Source organism: Croceibacterium aestuarii (assembly GCF_030657335.1).
GTDB classification, from domain to species: Bacteria; Pseudomonadota; Alphaproteobacteria; order Sphingomonadales; family Sphingomonadaceae; genus Croceibacterium_B; species Croceibacterium_B aestuarii.
In genome coordinates, this window is sequence record NZ_CP131039.1 from 1,559,640 (window position 1) to 1,576,849 (window position 17,210).

Annotated in this window: 20 protein-coding genes and 1 riboswitch; of the genes, 11 read left to right on the top strand and 9 right to left on the bottom strand. The window is 65.2% G+C overall.

Annotated elements, in window-relative coordinates; genetic code table 11:
* Positions 1-37: 37 nt before the first annotated feature.
* From Q7I88_RS07495 to crtY, 4 genes are read right to left on the bottom strand one after another with little or no spacing between them, the layout of a single operon-like run.
* Complete coding sequence (locus tag Q7I88_RS07495) at positions 38-1,132, bottom strand: phytoene/squalene synthase family protein (protein WP_305098416.1); 1,095 nt, start codon at positions 1,130-1,132, stop codon at positions 38-40.
* Positions 1,133-1,714 (bottom strand): LOG family protein, encoded by a 582-nt coding sequence (locus Q7I88_RS07500; RefSeq protein ID WP_305098417.1) that lies wholly within the window; start codon positions 1,712-1,714, stop codon positions 1,133-1,135.
* Entirely contained in the window at positions 1,711-3,204 is a 1,494-nt protein-coding gene (locus tag Q7I88_RS07505; RefSeq protein WP_305098418.1) for a phytoene desaturase, read from the bottom strand. Before Q7I88_RS07505 ends, Q7I88_RS07500 begins: the two co-directional genes overlap by 4 nt.
* Complete coding sequence (gene crtY, locus Q7I88_RS07510; RefSeq protein ID WP_305098419.1) at positions 3,201-4,382, bottom strand: lycopene beta-cyclase CrtY; 1,182 nt, start codon at positions 4,380-4,382, stop codon at positions 3,201-3,203. Before crtY ends, Q7I88_RS07505 begins: the two co-directional genes overlap by 4 nt.
* A 59-nt stretch (positions 4,383-4,441) precedes the next feature.
* Here crtY and Q7I88_RS07515 point away from each other — a divergent pair, with 59 nt between their 5' ends.
* Both Q7I88_RS07515 and Q7I88_RS07520 read left to right on the top strand, forming a co-directional pair.
* On the top strand, positions 4,442-5,026 hold the full coding sequence (locus Q7I88_RS07515; protein ID WP_305098420.1) for a DUF2585 domain-containing protein: 585 nt from the start codon (positions 4,442-4,444) through the stop codon (positions 5,024-5,026).
* A 72-nt stretch (positions 5,027-5,098) separates the two neighbouring features.
* Positions 5,099-6,910 carry a DUF885 domain-containing protein gene (locus tag Q7I88_RS07520; RefSeq protein ID WP_305098421.1) on the top strand — a complete coding sequence of 604 codons (1,812 nt, stop codon included), beginning with the start codon at positions 5,099-5,101 and terminating at the stop codon, positions 6,908-6,910.
* Positions 6,911-6,947: 37 nt separating this feature from the next.
* Here the strand turns inward: Q7I88_RS07520 and Q7I88_RS07525 are convergent, their stop codons facing one another.
* Genes Q7I88_RS07525 through Q7I88_RS07540 form a run of 4 tightly spaced genes read right to left on the bottom strand, consistent with a single transcriptional unit; the run spans position 6,948 to position 8,750 of the window.
* Entirely contained in the window at positions 6,948-7,157 is a 210-nt protein-coding gene (locus Q7I88_RS07525) for a hypothetical protein (RefSeq protein WP_305098422.1), read from the bottom strand.
* A 33-nt stretch (positions 7,158-7,190) separates the two neighbouring features.
* Positions 7,191-7,502 carry a transcriptional regulator gene (locus tag Q7I88_RS07530; protein WP_305098423.1) on the bottom strand — a complete coding sequence of 104 codons (312 nt, stop codon included), beginning with the start codon at positions 7,500-7,502 and terminating at the stop codon, positions 7,191-7,193.
* Positions 7,499-7,957: a hypothetical protein gene (locus tag Q7I88_RS07535; protein WP_305098424.1), complete on the bottom strand. Its 459-nt coding sequence runs from the start codon at positions 7,955-7,957 to the stop codon at positions 7,499-7,501. Before Q7I88_RS07535 ends, Q7I88_RS07530 begins: the two co-directional genes overlap by 4 nt.
* A gap of 37 nt (positions 7,958-7,994) precedes the next feature.
* Positions 7,995-8,750 carry a CPBP family intramembrane glutamic endopeptidase gene (locus Q7I88_RS07540; RefSeq protein ID WP_305098425.1) on the bottom strand — a complete coding sequence of 252 codons (756 nt, stop codon included), beginning with the start codon at positions 8,748-8,750 and terminating at the stop codon, positions 7,995-7,997.
* Between the two features lie 151 nt (positions 8,751-8,901).
* On the opposite strand from Q7I88_RS07540, the gene Q7I88_RS07545 reads away from it, so the two are divergent.
* The 3 genes from Q7I88_RS07545 to Q7I88_RS07555 all read left to right on the top strand — a co-directional run bounded on the left by Q7I88_RS07545 (position 8,902) and on the right by Q7I88_RS07555 (position 10,609).
* On the top strand, positions 8,902-9,288 hold the full coding sequence (locus Q7I88_RS07545) for a hypothetical protein (protein WP_305098426.1): 387 nt from the start codon (positions 8,902-8,904) through the stop codon (positions 9,286-9,288).
* Between the two features lie 104 nt (positions 9,289-9,392).
* Complete coding sequence (locus Q7I88_RS07550) at positions 9,393-10,211, top strand: hypothetical protein (RefSeq protein ID WP_305098427.1); 819 nt, start codon at positions 9,393-9,395, stop codon at positions 10,209-10,211.
* A 20-nt stretch (positions 10,212-10,231) separates the two neighbouring features.
* A complete protein-coding gene (locus tag Q7I88_RS07555) occupies positions 10,232-10,609 on the top strand; it encodes a DUF6152 family protein (RefSeq protein WP_305098428.1) in 378 nt (125 codons plus the stop codon).
* Here Q7I88_RS07555 and Q7I88_RS07560 read toward each other — a convergent pair.
* A complete protein-coding gene (locus tag Q7I88_RS07560; RefSeq protein ID WP_305098429.1) occupies positions 10,563-11,222 on the bottom strand; it encodes an SOS response-associated peptidase family protein in 660 nt (219 codons plus the stop codon). The two genes, Q7I88_RS07555 and Q7I88_RS07560, sit on opposite strands and share 47 nt — an antisense overlap.
* Positions 11,223-11,263: 41 nt before the next feature.
* Positions 11,264-11,372, top strand: a riboswitch (TPP riboswitch).
* Positions 11,373-11,406: 34 nt separating this feature from the next.
* On the opposite strand from Q7I88_RS07560, the gene Q7I88_RS07565 reads away from it, so the two are divergent.
* From Q7I88_RS07565 to arr, 6 genes are all read left to right on the top strand, one after another.
* Positions 11,407-11,613, top strand: coding sequence for a hypothetical protein (locus Q7I88_RS07565; protein ID WP_305098430.1), 207 nt, complete (start codon positions 11,407-11,409; stop codon positions 11,611-11,613).
* Positions 11,614-13,482, top strand: coding sequence for a phosphomethylpyrimidine synthase ThiC (gene thiC, locus Q7I88_RS07570; RefSeq protein ID WP_305098431.1), 1,869 nt, complete (start codon positions 11,614-11,616; stop codon positions 13,480-13,482).
* The gene (locus Q7I88_RS07575; protein WP_305098432.1) at positions 13,451-14,002 is read left to right on the top strand and encodes a DUF2306 domain-containing protein; all 552 of its coding nucleotides are present in this window, start codon (positions 13,451-13,453) and stop codon (positions 14,000-14,002) included. Before thiC ends, Q7I88_RS07575 begins: the two co-directional genes overlap by 32 nt.
* Positions 14,003-14,076: 74 nt before the next feature.
* Positions 14,077-14,529 (top strand): hypothetical protein, encoded by a 453-nt coding sequence (locus tag Q7I88_RS07580; RefSeq protein ID WP_305098433.1) that lies wholly within the window; start codon positions 14,077-14,079, stop codon positions 14,527-14,529.
* A gap of 1,357 nt (positions 14,530-15,886) precedes the next feature.
* Positions 15,887-16,762 (top strand): hypothetical protein, encoded by an 876-nt coding sequence (locus Q7I88_RS07585; RefSeq protein WP_305098434.1) that lies wholly within the window; start codon positions 15,887-15,889, stop codon positions 16,760-16,762.
* Positions 16,763-16,776: 14 nt separating this feature from the next.
* Positions 16,777-17,187 (top strand): NAD(+)--rifampin ADP-ribosyltransferase, encoded by a 411-nt coding sequence (arr, locus tag Q7I88_RS07590; protein ID WP_305098435.1) that lies wholly within the window; start codon positions 16,777-16,779, stop codon positions 17,185-17,187.
* Positions 17,188-17,210: the final 23 nt, after the last annotated feature.

The window sequence follows — 17,210 nt, forward strand, 5'->3', positions numbered from 1 at the left end:
TAACCGGTTAGCCGATGCATCGCGCAAGAGCTAGCCGTCACTCCTCGTCGGGCAGCGGGGTCATCGGCATAGGAGCGACGGGACCAGCCATGCGCGCGGCGGTCATCAGGCTGCCGCGCGTATGCTGCGGCCATTCTTCCGGCTCGGGCGCACCGCGCAACGCTTCGACGAAAGCGCGGGCGACGAAGCCGAGCTTGGCCAGGCCGCCCGTATGGATACGATGATCCCATGCGTGCGGCCCCGCTGCGCGCACCTTGCGTCCGATCGCGCCGTAGATATTGGCGGCGGACAGCACCGCCCAGCGCTGGCGAAAGCGTAGTCCGTTGGCGCCGTAGCGCGCCGCAGCCTCGTGCACTTCGGCGAGGTCGAGCATCCGCCCGACCAGTTCGACCAGTTGCTCGCGGTACTCGGGCCGCAGCCGCATGCCGGGCGGCAGGTCGGCCTCGGCCTGCCACTCGGTCGGGATGTAGCAGCGCCCCGCGGCATCGTCGTCGGACACATCGCGGGCGATGTTGACCAGCTGGAAGGCAAGCCCGAGATCGCAGGCGCGGTCGAGCGTCTCGTGGTCCTCGCCCGAGACGCCCATGACCTTGGCCATCATCACCCCGACCGCGCCCGCGACGTGGAAGCAATAGCGCATCAGGTCTTCCTCGGTGCGCGGGCGCCAGCCCTGCGCATCGAGCGCGAAGCCCTCGATCACGTCGTCGGCCTCTTCCTTGGTTAGGCGGCATTCGGCGCTGACCTGGTTGAAGGCGTCGAAGGCCAGTTCGGCCGTCGGTTGGCCTTGCAGCGCACGTTCGGTGAGAATGCGGATGGCAAGAATGCGCTGCTTGTTGCTGGCGTCGTCGAGCTTGAGCACGCTGACAGGCGCGCTCTGGCCATGGTCCTGCCCGTCGGCGATGTCGTCGCAGCGCCGGCACCATGCATAGAGCAGCCAGACCCGCTCGCGCGTCGGCTTGTCGAACAGCTTGCTGGCTAGCGAGAAGCTCTTGCTGCCGCGCGCGATCGACTTTTTTGCTTGGCGCACCAGCGCCGCCCGTTCGCGTCCCCCGCCGACCTGGCGCGGGGTCTGCCGCAATATGCTGGACGAAACCAGCCGCCGGTTACCGAACCGCAGGATGCGTCCCGGCATCTAGAGGTCCTCGGCCTTCATCTGGAAGATCGGCGTGTGCGGCCTGTATTCGGCCATGCGTTCGAGCAGGGCAGGCAGTTCGACTTCGGCGATGATGATGCCCTGATGCGCCGGGCGGACGAAGCCGACCTCGGCCATGTGGCGATTGAATTCGAGCAGCCCGTCGTAGAACCCGAAGGCGTTGAGCACGCCGACGGGCTTGTTGTGGTAGCCGAGCTGGGCCCAGCTGACCGCTTCCCACAGCTCGTCCATCGTGCCGACCCCGCCGGGGATGGTCAGGAACCCGTCGCTGAGGTCGGTGAAGGCCTGCTTGCGCTCGTGCATGTTGGCGACGACCTTGAGGTCCGTGCACTCAAGGTTGGCGACCTCGGCCTTGATCATGGCTTCGGGAATGACGCCGATGACCTCGCCGCCTGCGTGCAGCGCGCCGCTCGCCAGCGCACCCATCAGCCCGAGCCGCCCACCGCCGTAGACCACCCCGACCCCGCGCGCAGCCAGGGTCGCTCCGACCTCGCGGGCCAGCTCGATGTAGCGCGAGTCTTCCGGCGTGGCGGAGCCGCAATAGACGGCGAGGCGGTTCACTGGGCCAGATCCTCCAGCATCAGCCCGGCAGTCGCCTTGGCGCTGCCGACCACTCCGGGAATGCCTGCCCCGGGGTGCGTTCCTGCGCCGACAAGGTAGAAATTCCCGATCACGTCGTCCCTGTTGTGCCCGCGGAACCAAGCGCTCTGGGTGAGGATCGGTTCCAGCGAGAAGGCGCTGCCGACATGGGCGTGCAGGTCGTGGGCGAAGTCGCTTGGGGCGTAGTGGAACTTGGTGACGATGCGATCGTGGATGTCGGGGATCAGGCGCCGCCCGACCTCGTCGAGGATGCGCTTTTCGAGCTTCGGCCCGACCTCGTTCCAGTCGATCGTCAGCTTGCCCATATGCGCCACCGGGATGAGCGCGTAGAACGTGCTCTTCCCCTGCGGCGCCATGCTCGGATCGGTCACCGTGGGGTGATGGAGGTAGATCGAGAAGTCCTGCGGCAGAACGCCGCGGTCGTAGATGTCCTCGAGCAGCCCTTTGTAACGCGGGCCGAACAGGATCATGTGGTGCGGGATGCCCGGCCAGGTGCCCTCGATCCCGAAATGGACCACGAACAGGCTCGGGCTGAAGCGTTTCTTCGCCAGCGACCGGCCCATCTCGTCGCCGCGCTTGGTGCCGCCGAGCAGGTCGCGGTAGGAATGGACGATGTCGGCATTGCTGGCGGCGGCGTGAAACGCCTCGCGCCAGCCGCTCTCGGTCTGCACTTCGGACGCGCGGTTGCCGATGGTGTGGACGCGGACCACTGGGTCGCCGAGGCGGATCGTGCCGCCCAGCCGCTCGAACAGGCGGACCATGCCGGCGACGAGCCGGTTTGTCCCGCCGCGCGCCCACCAGACCCCGCCGTCCTTTTCCAGCTTGTGGATCAGCGCGTAGATCGCGCTGGTGGTCATCGGGCTGCCGCCGACCAGCAGCGTGTGGAAGCTCAACGCTTCGCGCAGCTTCTCGTTGCGCACGTACTTGGAGACCACGGAATAGACGCTGCGCCAGGCCTGGTGCTTGGCCAGCGCCGGGGCCGCCTTGAGCATCGACTTGAAGTCGAGGAACGGCACCGTGCCGAGCTTGACGTAACCTTCCTCGTAGACCGCTGCGGAATATTCGAGGAACGCGTCGTAGCCGGCGATGTCGGCGGGATCGAGCTTGCCGATCTCGCCGCGCAGCAGCTTGTCGTCGTTCGAATAGTCGAAATTCGTGCCGTCGGGCCAGTTGAGGCGGTAGAACGGCATGACCTTCATCAGTTCGACATCGTCGCGGATGTCGCTGCCCGACAGGTTCCACAGTTCCTCGAGGCAGGCCGGGTCGGTAATGACCGTCGGCCCGGCGTCGAAGGTAAAGCCCTCGCGCTGCCAGTGGTAGGCGCGGCCGCCGGGCTTGTCGCGCCCCTCGACGATCGTCGTCTGCACCCCCGCCGATTGCAGGCGGATGGCAAGCGCGAGGCCGCCGAATCCGCTGCCGATTACGCAGGCGCGCTTGCTCTCAACGGTCATTCGGTCGGTTCCAGGGTTGGGCGCGAGGTGGTGAGTGCGGCAAACGCGCGCGAGATCGGGACAGGGGGACGACCGCACACGACGCGGCGGCGATCGGCGCGGGTCGAGCGGGCGGCGTAGAAGCGTTCCACCAGCCCTTCGTCGAGGCTGTAGAATCGCGCGAAAACCCGCCAACGTTCATGGCTGCGGGCGGCGCCGAACAGCATCGAACCGAGCCGGCGGTAGAATTTCGTTTCGCTCCAGTGCTTGCGGGCCCGCGCGCCGAGCATGGCAGACAGTCGCTCGCCGGTCAGGTCTCCAGCTCGGGCAATGGCGTTCGCCGTCGCCGCGGCGAAGGGCAGGGTGTAGCTGGTCAGCGGATGGAGGAACCCGGCACCCGCTCCCGCGCGAGCGACCCCCGCGGTGCGTTCTTCGGCCTGCCAGCGGGCAAAACTGCCGCCGGTCACCACCGGCAGAACGCCGGTTTCGGAACCGAGGTCTTCGCCGCGCCAGCCGTTGTCCTCGCAGTAGCTGTCGATGCGGTCCGAAAGCAGGCTGCGGTCGAGCTGCGGCCGATCCTGGTAGTACGTGTCTTCGACGAACAGCTCGTCGGCGCCGAGCGGGAGGACATAGACGAACCGGTAACCGTCCTCCTGACCGACCCTGGCATCCATGATCATGGGCCGCGCCACCTGGTGCGGCCGCTCGGTACGCAGGTGACGGCCGAGAAAGACCTGCCAGCCGCCCGAAAGGTGACGTGTCGGGGCGAAACCGCGGCAGTCGATCACCGCACGCGCGCCGACCCAGCCGCCGTCCTCGAGGAACACGCCGTCGGCGAGCAGGATTTTGGCCTTGCGCTTGGTCATGATCGCCCCCGGAGCCAACTCGCGCTGGAGCGCCGCGGCGAAATCCTCGCTCGATAGCGAGTTGTAGGCGGTGCCGAGATGGCGGACCCTGCCCGGGAATGCCACGTCATAGCCGTCGCCCCAGCGCGTCGTGCGGAACGCCCCCAACAGTTGCCGGCCCGCCTCGTCGAGGTCGCTTTCGAACCAGCTCCAGCGGTGGTTGCCGCCCGGCGCCGCGCCGCTTTCGATGAGGCGGACGGAAACCTCCGGACGGGCCCGGCGCAGAGCCAGTGCGATGAGGCCTCCGGCGAGACCCCCGCCGACAATCGCAATGTCGCATGTACGTCCGGGCATTGCAGTCGCCTTAGCCTATGGGGATTGCATGGCAACTGCCGTGCTTGCACAAGCCGGCGATGAACCGACTGCTTCCCGACCGCCGCGGCCTCTTCGCGACCCTGGCGCTGATCGTGATCGCCGCCGCCGTCCTGCTGGCAATGGGCCGCAACCCGATCTGCGAATGCGGCTACGTCAAGCTGTGGCACGGCGTGGTGCAGTCGTCGGAGAATTCGCAGCATGTCACCGATTGGTATTCGCCGAGCCACTTCACTCACGGGCTGATCATGTACTTCGTCGCGTGGCTGCTGTGGTCGAGGCTCAGGCTGTTCGGCGGACGCCCGGCGCGTTGGGCGCTGCCGATCGCGGTCGCGGTCGAGGCGGCATGGGAGATCGCCGAAAACACGCCGATGGTCATCGACCGCTACCGCGCGGTGACGGTCAGCTTCGGCTATTCGGGAGACAGCGTGGTCAATTCGCTCAGCGACATCGGCTGGATGACGATCGGCTTCCTCGTCGCCGCGCGAATCCCGGTGAAATTCAGCGTGGCGCTGGCGGTGTTTCTCGAACTTCTCACGCTCTACACCATCCGCGACAACCTGACGCTCAACGTGGTGATGCTGTTCTGGCCGATCGAGGCGATCCGCCAGTGGCAGGCGGGTTAGACAACCGGTTGCGCTTGTAACCGCCCGCTGCGCGCTCTAGCGCACCGCAATGCCGACATCCCGGAGACACCCTTGAAGCCCTTCCTCTCCGTCGCCCTCCTTGCCGCCGCTGCTTGCTCGCTCGGCGGCTGCGCCACGACCGCACAGGGCGATACGGCACAAGGCACCGCGACCAGCCCGCACCAGCGCCTGTTCGCCGCCTTCACGGCGGCCGACGAGGCCGACCTCAAGCTCAATCCCCTCGACGCGCTGAGCCGCGGCGACATGCGCTATGCCGAGCATTTCGGCGACTACGATTCGGATTCCTACTACGCGGCTGAAAAGCGCCAGGCGCAGGCCAACCTGGCAGCGCTGCGCGGGATCGACCGCGCCGCGCTCTCGCCGACCGACCGCATCGCCTACGACGTCTTCGCCTGGAACCAGCGCAACGCGCTCGCCGGTCTCGCCGACGATATCCTGCCGTTCACCCAGGTCCGCCCGGTCAACCACTACGCCAGCTGGCAGGTCTACTACCCGACCATCGCCAGCGGGCAGGGCAGCGCCCCGTTCGAGACGCTCGCGGACTACGAGAACAATCTCAAGCGCCACGCCGAATACGTAGCCTGGATCGATCGCGCGATCGCCCGGATGCGCGAGGGACTGGCGAGCGGCGTGGTCGAGAGCCGGATGACCATCGACCGCACCATCGAACAGCTCGATGCGCAGCTGGCCGCGCCGATCGAGGATTCGCCGTTCTATGGCCCGGTGAAGCAGTTTCCCGAGGGTTTCAGCGCCGCCGACAAGGCCCGCCTGACGGCGGCGTACCGGCGCAGGGTGGGCGATATCCTGGCCGCCTATCGCCGCCTCGATACCTTCCTCAAGGACGAATACGCGCCGCGCGCCCGCAAGGACCCGGGCCTGTGGGCTATGAAAGGCGGCGACAAGGTCTACCGCCAGTTGATCGAGCGCTACACCACGCTCCCGCTCGATCCCGAGCAGGTTCACCAGACCGGCCTCAGCGAAGTCGCGCGGATTCTCGATGCGATGCGCGAAACGCAGAAGGAACTCGGCTTCGAGGGCACGCTGCAGGACTACTTCACCTGGCTGCGCACCGATCCGCGCTTCAAGCGCAAGACCGTGCAGGAGAAGATCGACGCCTTCAACCGCATCTCCAGGATGGTCGAAGCCAAGGCGCCCGAATACTTCGCGCAGCTCCCCAAGCTGCCGCTCGAAGTTCGTCCGGTCGAAGCGTTCCGCGAGAAATACGCCGCCGAAGCTTCCTACAACGAAGGCTCGCCGGACGGTTCGCGCCCGGGAATCTTCTACTACAGCACCTACGATCTGCCGGCGCGCACCACGCCGAACGAAGTGACGCTCTACATGCACGAGGCAGAGCCCGGGCACCATTTCCAGATCAGCATGGCGATGGAGAACGAGAGTCTGCCCAATTTCATGCGCTTCGGCGGCAACACCGCCTATGTCGAAGGCTGGGCGCTCTATGCCGAGACGCTCGGCTACGACATGGGCTTCTACGACGACCCGGCCTCGCGCTTCGGCACGCTCAACGACGAGATGCTGCGCGCCATGCGGCTGGTCGTCGATACCGGAATTCATGCCAAGGGCTGGAGCCGCGAGCAGGCGATCCAGTACATGACCGACAATTCGGCGCTGGGCCTCGAGGACATTCGCGCCGAGGTCGAGCGCTATATCGCGATGCCGGGACAGGCGCTGGCCTACAAGACCGGGGCGATGACCATCCAGCGGCTGCGGGCCAAGGCGGAAAAGGAACTCGGCGACAAGTTCGACATCCGCGAATTCCACGCCCAGGTGCTGAACACCGGCGCGCTGCCGCTGCCGGTCCTCGAAGCGAAGATCGACGCCTGGATCGCCGCGAGCAAGGCCTGATCCGCCGCGGCGGATTCGCCGTCTCAGCTCCGCAGGATCATGCCCCGGTGGCGCAGGCTTTCTTGCCCTTGGCCATCCAGACGAGGCCGGCGAGCGCCAGGCCGATCGGCACGCCCACGACCGCGCCAAGCGCGGCGTCTGAGAGCTCGAGCTTGCCAAGCAGCGGAAGCAGGATAGCAGGCAGGACTGCCGGCATCACGACGATCGAAAGGAAGCGTGCGCGCGGGTTTCTGGGTTTGCTTGTCATGTGAAAGGTACCTCCTTTGTGGGTCTATCCGCCCTACTGGGCGGCGACTGCCTGTTCGGCGCTGTCGATCAATGCCTGCAGCGCGCTCATGTGCGACGCGAAGGCGGCGCGGCCCTTGCGGGTGAAACTTGCCCAGGTCCGCGAGCGTCCGTCGAGCGGGCTCTTCTTGAGGCTCACGTAGCCGGCCTCGACCAGCGCCGCGAGATGCTTGGAGAGCACCGAATCGCTCACGCCAGTGATCTCGCGCAGCTTGGCGAATTCGGCGCTGTCCGCGGTCGCCAGCACGGTGGCGATCTGCAACCGGGCCGGCGCGTGGAGCTGCGGGTCGAGTACGACCGGAGTCACAAGCGACGCTCCATTTCGCGGCGGAAGATGCGGCCCCAGATGACACTGGCGCCCGTCGCGATAATGGCCGCTACGACGCCCACCGCGATGTGGGCTGCGGCGCTCGCACTCTGGTCGAGCAGCCAGATCTGGGTGAGCACCAAGGCTAGCATGGCGCCGACCAGCACGAAGGTGAAAGGCCGAGTCGCGCCCTTGCGGTAGCCGTTGACGAATACGCCATAGCGCTTGAGATCGTAGCGAAAGACCAGCGCGAGGCCGCCCATCGCCACCGCGAGAGTCGCCATCTGGGTGGTGCCGGGAAAGCCCATCCCGCCGATCAGCAACCCCATGATCGCGCCGAAGGCGGCATGCCGCCATGGCGGACACAGCCCGAGAGCCGCCAGTTGCGCGCGGGTCGCGCCGACATTGTCGAGCGCGGCGCGTGCTTCGGCGGGGGACAGGGTTTCGTTGCTCATCGGTGCTTTCCTCTGTTGCAGGGTGTCGGAGGCCGGGTCATGCGACCAGTGACGAATTGGCTGTTCGGCGCAGCATCAGCCGCGAGACGGCAGGCCGTACGATCAACGCCATGATATCGACCAGCGCGTGCAGGATGATGACTTTGGGCAGCGAACCCGAGACGACGTAGATCCAGGCGAAAAGGGCCCCGACCTGGCTCGTCACCAGCACGCCTTTCCAGCCTTGGTACCAGTGCATCAGGCCGAACGCGATCGTGGCCGCGACCAGCCCCACGAGGGCGGAACCGGTCACTGCGGCGATAAGGAGCGGAAGAGCGAGGCGAAAGAACAGTTCTTCGCTCAGTCCGGCGTTGAGCGAAACCGGGATCGCCATCAGCGTCTCGTGCCCATTGCGGGGCAGCAGGGGCTCGATATCGCCGACGACCGGATGGGTCATCTTGCGCAACCGGCGATGCCACACGAACGCCACGACCCCCAACGAGAGGGCCGCTCCGATGAAGAATCCCGCCAGCGTGTCGCCCGACATGTTCTCTATCGGGACATTGGGGTCGCGCGGAGCCAGCCGGGCAAACTCCGAAGGAATGGCGAAAAGAGCGTCCATCCGGCCTATCGCGGCGAGAATACCGATCGAGCCGAGGCCCAGGATCACAAAGCTCGTCCAGGTCCAGCTCCAGTAGAAGGCCAGGCGGCGCGCCGAATCCTCGCACGCACGAAATTCCCTGTAGCGGCGGGTTTCGCGCCAGTTCCATGCGAAGATGATGGTCAGCACGGCGGCCAGCAGCATTGTCGGCATTTCGCGACTCCAGACTTTCCAATGTGGAAAGTGACTAGCCGTGACTTTCCGATTCGCCAAGAGACAATTTTCCAAAATGGAAAGTCACGGATTGCCGGACGTGGCCGGCGGGCGTAGACGCTCTGGGCAGCAGCAGGATAGGGGGCAGGCGATGGACATACCCGCGTGGATCGCATTCTTCATCGGGCTCTATTCGCTCGCCGCCGCGGTCGGCGAATTTCGCGAGCCCGGGACCTGGGCGGCGATGATCGAGGATCTCGGCCATTCGGCCGGCCTGCGTTTCCTGACCGGGCTGCTATGCATCGTCCTCGGCGCGGCAATCTATCTTGTCTGCCCGTGGCGCCCCGGCGACTGGCTCGCGATCGCGGTCAATGTGATCGGCGGGCTATGCGCAGGTGAGGGCTTGCTGATCCTCGCAGCCGGCGATCGGTTTCTGGCCCTGGCGCGCAAGCTGATGGGGCGAAGCAGCAAGACCTGGGCCGGTTTCTCCGCGCTGCTGGGCATGGCCGCGCTGCTCGCCGCGCTGTCCCGGCTCTAGCCGCGCGCCATCCTCGCCCAGTTTGACTTTCGCAAACGCGAATCCTGTGGCACAACCCGGCCGGCGGACGGCAACGACTGTCCGGAGAGTTGGGAGAGCTTGCAATGCGTTGGGCCGGTTTGGGCATTCTATCGGGTTTGGTTCTGGGCGCGGTGGCGGTTGGTGCCGCAGCACAGGATGCGCCGCTTACGGCGGCGCGCGATTTTTCGGGCGTGTGGACGACTTATCGCGAGCCCGGCGGTCCGCCGCGCGCCGGCGGCCCGATCGCCGCAACGCCCGAGGTCCCCTTCACCGCGGAGGGCGAGCGGCGGCGGGCCGAATATGCCAAGCTGGTCGGCGAGGACGCCACCCCCGGCTCGTTCAGCGGCGACAATCCGGCGGCGCACTGCGTGCCCTACGGCATGCCGACGATGATGCAGTCGGCTGGGGGCTACCCGATCGAGTTCATCATGCGGCCCGAGCAGCTCACTATCATCTACGAGGTCGAGAGCGAGACGCGCCGGGTCTACATGCCCGGCCACGGCGTCCCTCCGGAAAAGCGCCTGCCGGTGCGGCAGGGGTACTCCGAAGGGCGCTGGGACGGCGATACCCTGGTGGTCACGACCACAGATCTCAGCGATGGGCAGGACCAGCGCACCTATCCGCACAGCGAGGAAGCGAAGATCGTGGAGCGCTTCCACTTGGTCCCCGATGAAAAGGTCGGCAAAGCCCTCGAATACGAACTGACCATGACCGACCCGGTCTATTATACGCAGCCGATCAGCTTCACGAAGAAGTGGATGCCGCTCAAGGACGGCCACATCATGGCCTACAACTGCACCGAGGAGCCTTGGCTGCGCCTGCTCGACAAGCGCCGCGAACAGCTCGAGGCCGGCGAACCGATTACCGCCAAGATGGCCGACGTCATCGACGTCTACGAATGATCCGAGTGGAGACCAGAGAGATGAACCGCACTATCCTTGCCCTGGCCGCCGCAGCCACGTTGGGCTTTACCGCACACGCCGCCGCGCACCATTCCGCGGCGATCTTCGATTTCCGCAATCCCGTGACGCTCAAGGGCACGGTCAAGGCGATCAAGGTGGTCAATCCGCACACCCACATGGTGCTGACCATCACCGACGCGAAGGGTACCCGCGACTGGGATTTCGAGGGCCACAGCGCCAGCAACTTCTACCGTGCCGGCTTCACCCGCGGATCGGTCAAGGCCGGAGACAAGATCTCGATCACCATCGCCCCGCTGCGCGACGGGCACGACGGCGGCTACATCGTCGCCTTCACGACTCCCGCGGGCGACACGGTCGGCTTCGCTCCTCCGGGCTGAGTCGCATCAGCGACGAAGGGTAGGGCTCGAGCAGGGTCTTCGCGTGGTCCCAGCCGGCGCGCAGCCAGAGGTCCTGCGCCCGCGGGTCTGCCGGGAGAAGGGCCGGCATCGCATCGCAGCCGGCGTCGCGCAGCAGCGCATTCGGCGCGCAGGTCAGCAGCGCGAAACTGGGCACCTCGCTGTCCTTCCACACCCCGGCGAAGGCGAACAGCGGCTGGTCGGACGCGGAGAACCAGTGGCGCCTGCGCCGGCCGCGGCTATCGGTGTCTTTGCTCCACTCCATGAAGGCGGTTGCCGGCGCGAGGCAGCGGAATTCGGGATTGCGCAGATTGCCGACCCAGAATGGGCTGTCGGTGTTGCGCACCGAGAGCACCCCGTGCGGCTCGCCGCCCCACGCCGATGGAGGCGGCGGCACTCCCCAGAGCCGCGGCACCAGGCGCCGCGGCTGGCGCGGCGCGCCCGGTCCGGCGATGAACTCGCGACCAGCGGTGACGACCGGGGCGAAGCTGGCAGGGGCGAGGTATCCGCCGGCCCACGGATCCTCCCCGGCTGCTGCGCCGAACGTGCGCGCGATTGCCACGGCATCGGCGTCGAGGCGGTAGAGCACGGTCATGGCCCGCGGCCCTAGACCTCGCCCCGCGCAAGGTCTATCGAGAGGCATCCCCGGGGAGCGCGCGTGCGCTGAGAGGGAGGGCTCGCATCCTCCGACCCGTCGAACCTGAACCCGTTAGCACGGGCGGAGGGAGCGGGCCTGGCGTTTTGACGGGCCATCGCTCTCCCCCCGCGAGGAGCAGACAGTGAAGTCCGAACTCAAGCCATCCGACGATGCCATTCTCATCGCCGCATCGAACCTGGCGGCGGCACTGGCGCAGTTGCGCCGGCGCGAACTGTCCAACGCCGGCGAGCCCGACGAGCCGTTCAATTACGGAAAGCAGGAGCAGCGGCTGGCGAACATGCTGGGCTGGGCGATCGAACAAGTACAAATCCAGATAAAGGGTAAATAAATGGCCGACATTCCCAGCCACCTCGAAATCGGCGTCACCACCGGCCCCATCCGCGGCTCGAAGAAGATCCACGTCGGAGAGCGCCGGGTGGCGATGCGCGAGATCGCGCTCGAACCCTCGAGCGGCGAGCCGCCGGTGCGCGTCTACGACACCTCCGGGCCCTATACCGACCCGGCAGCCGTCATCGACATTCAGGCCGGCCTGCCTCCGCTGCGCCGCGAATGGCAGCTCGCGCGCGGCGACGTCGAGGAATACGCGCCCCGCGACGTCAAACCGGAAGACAACGGCCAGCTCGGACCGGACCGCTCCGGCGGCGTGCCCCCGTTCCCCACCGCGCTGCGCCGTCCGCTGCGCGCCAAGGCCGGCGGCAATATCTCGCAAATGCACTACGCCCGCCGCGGCATCGTCACGCCGGAAATGGAGTACGTGGCGGAGCGCGAGAATCTCGGCCGCGAATTCGTCCGCCGCGAGATCGAGGGCAATTCATGGGGCGCCGAGATCCCCGAATACGTCACGCCCGAATTCGTCCGCGACGAGGTGGCGCGCGGCCGCGCCATCATCCCGAGCAACGTCAACCACCCCGAGGCCGAGCCGATGGCCATCGGTCGCAACTTCCTCGTCAAGATCAACGCCAATATCGGCAACTCCGCCGTGGCGTCGGATGTCGCGAGCGAGGTCGACAAGATGGTCTGGTCGATCCGCTGGGGCGCCGACACGGTGATGGACCTCTCCACCGGGCGCAACATCCACGACACCCGCGAATGGATCATCCGCAACTCCCCCGTCCCCATCGGCACCGTGCCGATCTACCAGGCGCTGGAAAAGGTCGGCGGCATCGCCGAGGATCTGACCTGGGAAATCTTCCGCGACACGCTGATCGAGCAGGCCGAACAGGGCGTCGACTATTTCACCATCCACGCCGGCGTGCGCCTCCCCTATGTCCCGATGACCGCCAAGCGCGTCACCGGCATCGTCAGCCGCGGCGGCTCGATCATGGCGAAATGGTGCCTCGCGCATCACAAGGAGAGCTTCCTCTACGAGCGCTTCGACGAGATCACCGAGATCATGAAGGCGTATGACATCGCCTATTCGCTGGGCGACGGCCTGCGCCCCGGCAGCATCGCCGACGCCAATGACGAAGCCCAGTTCGCCGAGCTCTACACGCTGGGCGAGCTGACCAAGCGCGCGTGGGAACAGGACGTGCAGGTGATGATCGAGGGCCCCGGCCACGTGCCGATGCACAAGATCAAGGAGAACATGGACAAGCAGCTCGCCGCCTGCGGCGAGGCCCCCTTCTACACCCTCGGGCCCCTCGTGACCGACATCGCGCCCGGCTACGACCACATCACCAGCGGCATCGGCGCAGCGCAGATCGGCTGGTACGGCACCGCCATGCTCTGCTACGTCACGCCCAAGGAACATCTCGGCCTGCCCGACCGCGACGATGTGAAGGTGGGCGTCGTCACCTACAAGCTCGCCGCCCACGCGGCAGACCTCGCCAAGGGCCACCCCGCCGCCCAGGTCCGCGACGACGCGCTGAGCAAAGCCCGCTTCGAATTCCGCTGGCGCGACCAGTTCAACCTCAGCCTCGATCCCGACACCGCCGAGCAGTACCACGACCAGACCCTCCCCGCGGAAGGCGCCAAGACCGCGCACTTCTGCTCGATGTGCGGGCCCAAGTTCTGCAGCATGAAGATCACCCAGGAAGTGCGCGATTTCGCTGCCAGGCAGAACGCCGGGATCGAGAGTTTCGTCGCCGCCGCCCCCGACCCGGTTGACGCCGAGGCCGGAATGGCTGAAAAATCGGCGGAATTTCTCGAAGGGGGGAGCGAACTCTATGTCGGAGCCGGCGGGCGCGAGCACGATTGACGCAAGGCCAGCGGGGCGCGCCGCGCGGCGCGAGCCTTACAGGAAACCGCTGACGCCCGACACCTACGAGAAGGTGCTCGCGGGGGCCGCGCTGGCGCTGCTCGCCGCGGTGCTCGTCGCGCTGGCGCGGGGGCGGGGCGAGTGGGCCGAGGTCCCCGGCATGGTCTGGGCGCACCTCGCCACGATCGGCGTCGCGCTGGCGCTCACCCCGGTCATGCTGCTGCGCGCGCGCGGCGACCGCCGCCACCGCACGCTCGGCTGGATCTGGTGCGCCGCGCTGCTGCTCACCGCGATCGACAGCCTGTTCATCCGCCTGATCAACCGCGGCGGCTTCTCGGTCATCCACGTGCTCTCGCTGTGGACGCTGATCCAGGTCCCGATCATCGTCTGGAGCGCCCGCACCCACAACGTGAAGCGCCACCGCAGCGCGGTGCGCGGCATGGTGACGGGCGCGCTGCTGATCGCCGGGTTCTTCACCTTCCCGTTCGAGCGCATGCTGGGGCACTGGCTGTTCGGGTGAGGGCGATCGCTCTCAACAGCCGCGCGCAAAGGTGATATTGCCCCGCGCGCATCGATGAGGGGGGAGTGCGCGCGATGGATCGTCGTCTTGCCATTGGCCTGCTGGCGCTCGCCGCCTGCACCGCCCCGGCCGCGCTCTGGGCGGCGGGCGGGGCGAGCTTCGATTTCGACCCCGTGCCGCGCTGGGAAGTCCCGGGGTCCGAGGACCAGGACCTCGCCGAGGCCTGCCCGGCGATCCGGCAGGAATGCCCGCAGCTCGCCCCGTTCGACGAGATCTCCACCGACATCGCCTTCGACGAACTCTACGACAAGGACGGCCTGCTCACTGGCATCCACGTGACGAGATCGACCGGCTGCAAGCCGCTCGACGAACACCTCCTGCTCAGCCAACGCCACTTCCGCCTCGTCTTCCGCACCGAGGGCCAGCCCGACCTCGACAACATGCGAATGAGCCTCGGGCCGGGCGTGAACCCCGACGACGTGCGGATGGTCAAGGCGACAGAGACGAGTGTTAGCGTGGGGTGCTGAGGGTTTAATAGACTGTCACTGTAATTCCACCGTAAATTTAGCGGCGACGGCACCTGGCGCAGCGCGCTCTACGACAAGGCCTTCGAACTGACCGCTCGCCCACAGCCCGGCTGCTCCGACGGCATGAGCGACAACCGCTATCTCTACACGGTCGATGTGCTGGTGAAGGGCGTGCGGCGAAAGGGGCATGCGGAGGGGGGGGGTGAGTTTGAGTCAAAGCAGAACTCTGATAGCTGCTTCAAGTGAATGAACCAAACGCGACCGACATTCTATTTTGACTTCGATGAGGAATCTGGAGCAGACGGCGCGGTACCTGCACTGCAGAAAATTCCTAAGGATCGGGTTTTTTTGGATGGTAGAAATCTTCGTCACCCGGTCGGCGTCTATAACGTCTCGCTTTCCCAAGCTCTCGACTCGCGAGGGCATGCGATCTTGCTGAAGCTTTAATAGTCCGAAATCCTGATCTCAAATCGTTCTCTTCGGACGAGGACAGCAGGTATCTCGCAGACTATATTCTGCTTTCTATTTACGCAGCTGCCGAGCACGTAGACGACCTTGAGAACGTCCTAAGGCTCCTATTTCACGACGATAGGGAGTATTCTAAGGCTCCAGAAGTGAGGCAGTTTAAATCGAGTCTCAAGTCGTCTAGGGATCGTGTTGCTGGCTTTGCGAACGCCTTGAAGCATGCTCAGGCGAGAGTAAGACTATACCTAGGAGGTATTGAATACGTTGGCGAGAAACAGTGTTTGGTGGGGTTTTTTATTGAGGGCATTAAGGACGGAGTGATTGGACCCTCCCCTATTGTGCATCAATCGGAGCGGGTAATTGCGCTCCCATCTTTCTTTTGGGAGATAACGGAATTTGTACTCACTGCCGCAAATTTGCTCGAAATTGCGGTGAGTTCGATCATTTCAACTGAGCCGGCGGAGCGGGACCGAGAACGTTCCCCGTTGCCCAAGAATCTGATCGAGAAAGTCGTTAGAATTCCGCACTACAGTTTCGACGGTGTCAACGCTGTCGAAAGATGTAAATTTCGCTTTAGGGGTGAAGCGTTTACGCAGGTAATAAACGGTGCAAAACTCATGGGCGCGATCGGGAGAGAATGGCCCGTAAGCTCGGATATCCGATTCACGAACAGCTTGTTGACTTATGCAGGTGATGGGGTTTCTCGGCAGTTCGCGTTGGTCGACCCAGGCCAGCTTAGAATGCATCGTTGGTCTCGCGGGTGAGCGATTGAGAGCAATTGTTGGACGGGGGGAAGATGGGCTGGAGGGGAACGCTTAGGGCAATGGAAGCGGCGTCACGCCGAGCGAACCGCGAGGCTGAGCGCAGGAGGAAGGCCGAACAGAAGGCCCAAATGATCTCTGACGCCGAGGACGCTGTCACAGAGTGGCGCGAGCATCTCCGTGAGATTGTTTCGTTACACGTAAATCCAAACGATGACGTGAACTGGCGCGAAATTAGGGATCGGCCTGAGCCAATTGCACCAAGCCGCTCTAATACCGAGGAAAGCGCGGCACAGTCCCAGTTGGAGGGTTATGAGCCGCGATTCTTCGATTTTCTTTATGGCGGGTCGGAGAAGCGGAGGGCGAGGCTCGCAGACGCAGTCGTCGAGGCGCGGCAACGCGACGAAACAGAGTTCAGAAAGCGACTGGCTCAGCACGAACAAGACCACGCGGATTGGCTAGCTGACAAGGAACTCGCTCGGCGATTGCTTTCGGGAGATGTCTCTGCTGAGCGAGACGTTATCAGCGAGATGAAATCCTGGAGCGATGAAGGGCTGATTGGGACGCGTTTGGCATTTTGCTTTTCGGACGAGTACATTCATGCCATCGCCTATGTGCACAATGACGAAGTAGTCCCTAAGGTTCGGCGGAAGCAGCTACAGAGCGGCCGCTTGTCAGAGACGAAGATGCCGGTCGCCGAAGCGAACGAGCTATATCAAGATTATGTCTGCAGTGTCGCTCTAAAGGTCGCAGGTGACTTGTTCGGGGTGTTGCCGCGCGACGAGGTTTTCGTCACGTGCTGCGCAAAAATGCTGGACACCACGACGGGGCGTACAGCAGACACACCCATTCTCTCGGTTCGATTTATTCGCGAAACGTTTGCGAACTTGAGGCTTGCCGCGATCGATCCATCTGACTCTATGAGAAACTTTGTTCATGAAATGCGCTTCAAGCGAACGAAGGGTTTCGATCCGATCGAACCACTAAAGCCCCTTGAAGGCGAATAGCCGGACTTATGGCCATGACCTATGCCAAAGATTCCACCGGCCCGTTCTACCACGGCACCCGCGCCGACCTCGCGCCGGGCGACCTGCTCGCCCCCGGCAACCGCTCCAACTACGCCGACCGCACCCTTTCGTGGATTTACTTCTCGGGTACGCTCGACGCCGCGACCTGGGGGTGCGAGCTGGCGAAGGGCGAGGGGCGCGAGCGCATCTACATCGTCGAGCCGACCGGCGCGTTCGAGGACGATCCCAACCTCACCGACAGGAAATTCCCCGGCAACCCGACCGAATCCTACCGCAGCCGCGAACCGCTGCGGATCGTCGGCGAGGTCGAAAGCTGGGAGCCGCACCCGCCCGAACGCCTCGCCGAGATGAAGGCCTTCCTCGCCCGGCTGGACGCCGAGGGCGGGCCCGAGATCATCGACTGATCTTGCCCCTGCCGGAGCGCGCG

Bases quoted from the DNA above. Each gene is read 5' to 3' on its own strand.
- Q7I88_RS07505 (WP_305098418.1), bottom strand. From the start codon at position 3,204: ATGACCGTTGAGAGCAAGCGCGCCTGCGTAATCGGCAGCGGATTCGGC.
- Q7I88_RS07580 (WP_305098433.1), top strand. From the start codon at position 14,077: ATGGATCGTCGTCTTGCCATTGGCCTGCTGGCGCTCGCCGCCTGCACC.
- Q7I88_RS07560 (WP_305098429.1), bottom strand. From the start codon at position 11,222: ATGACCGTGCTCTACCGCCTCGACGCCGATGCCGTGGCAATCGCGCGC.
- Q7I88_RS07515 (WP_305098420.1), top strand. From the start codon at position 4,442: ATGAACCGACTGCTTCCCGACCGCCGCGGCCTCTTCGCGACCCTGGCG.
- Q7I88_RS07545 (WP_305098426.1), top strand. From the start codon at position 8,902: ATGGACATACCCGCGTGGATCGCATTCTTCATCGGGCTCTATTCGCTC.
- Q7I88_RS07575 (WP_305098432.1), top strand. From the start codon at position 13,451: ATGTCGGAGCCGGCGGGCGCGAGCACGATTGACGCAAGGCCAGCGGGG.
- Q7I88_RS07550 (WP_305098427.1), top strand. From the start codon at position 9,393: ATGCGTTGGGCCGGTTTGGGCATTCTATCGGGTTTGGTTCTGGGCGCG.
- Q7I88_RS07495 (WP_305098416.1), bottom strand. From the start codon at position 1,132: ATGCCGGGACGCATCCTGCGGTTCGGTAACCGGCGGCTGGTTTCGTCC.
- arr (WP_305098435.1), top strand. From the start codon at position 16,777: ATGACCTATGCCAAAGATTCCACCGGCCCGTTCTACCACGGCACCCGC.
- Q7I88_RS07540 (WP_305098425.1), bottom strand. From the start codon at position 8,750: ATGCCGACAATGCTGCTGGCCGCCGTGCTGACCATCATCTTCGCATGG.
- crtY (WP_305098419.1), bottom strand. From the start codon at position 4,382: ATGCCCGGACGTACATGCGACATTGCGATTGTCGGCGGGGGTCTCGCC.
- Q7I88_RS07585 (WP_305098434.1), top strand. From the start codon at position 15,887: ATGATCTCTGACGCCGAGGACGCTGTCACAGAGTGGCGCGAGCATCTC.
- thiC (WP_305098431.1), top strand. From the start codon at position 11,614: ATGGCCGACATTCCCAGCCACCTCGAAATCGGCGTCACCACCGGCCCC.
- Q7I88_RS07555 (WP_305098428.1), top strand. From the start codon at position 10,232: ATGAACCGCACTATCCTTGCCCTGGCCGCCGCAGCCACGTTGGGCTTT.
- Q7I88_RS07535 (WP_305098424.1), bottom strand. From the start codon at position 7,957: ATGAGCAACGAAACCCTGTCCCCCGCCGAAGCACGCGCCGCGCTCGAC.
- Q7I88_RS07525 (WP_305098422.1), bottom strand. From the start codon at position 7,157: ATGACAAGCAAACCCAGAAACCCGCGCGCACGCTTCCTTTCGATCGTC.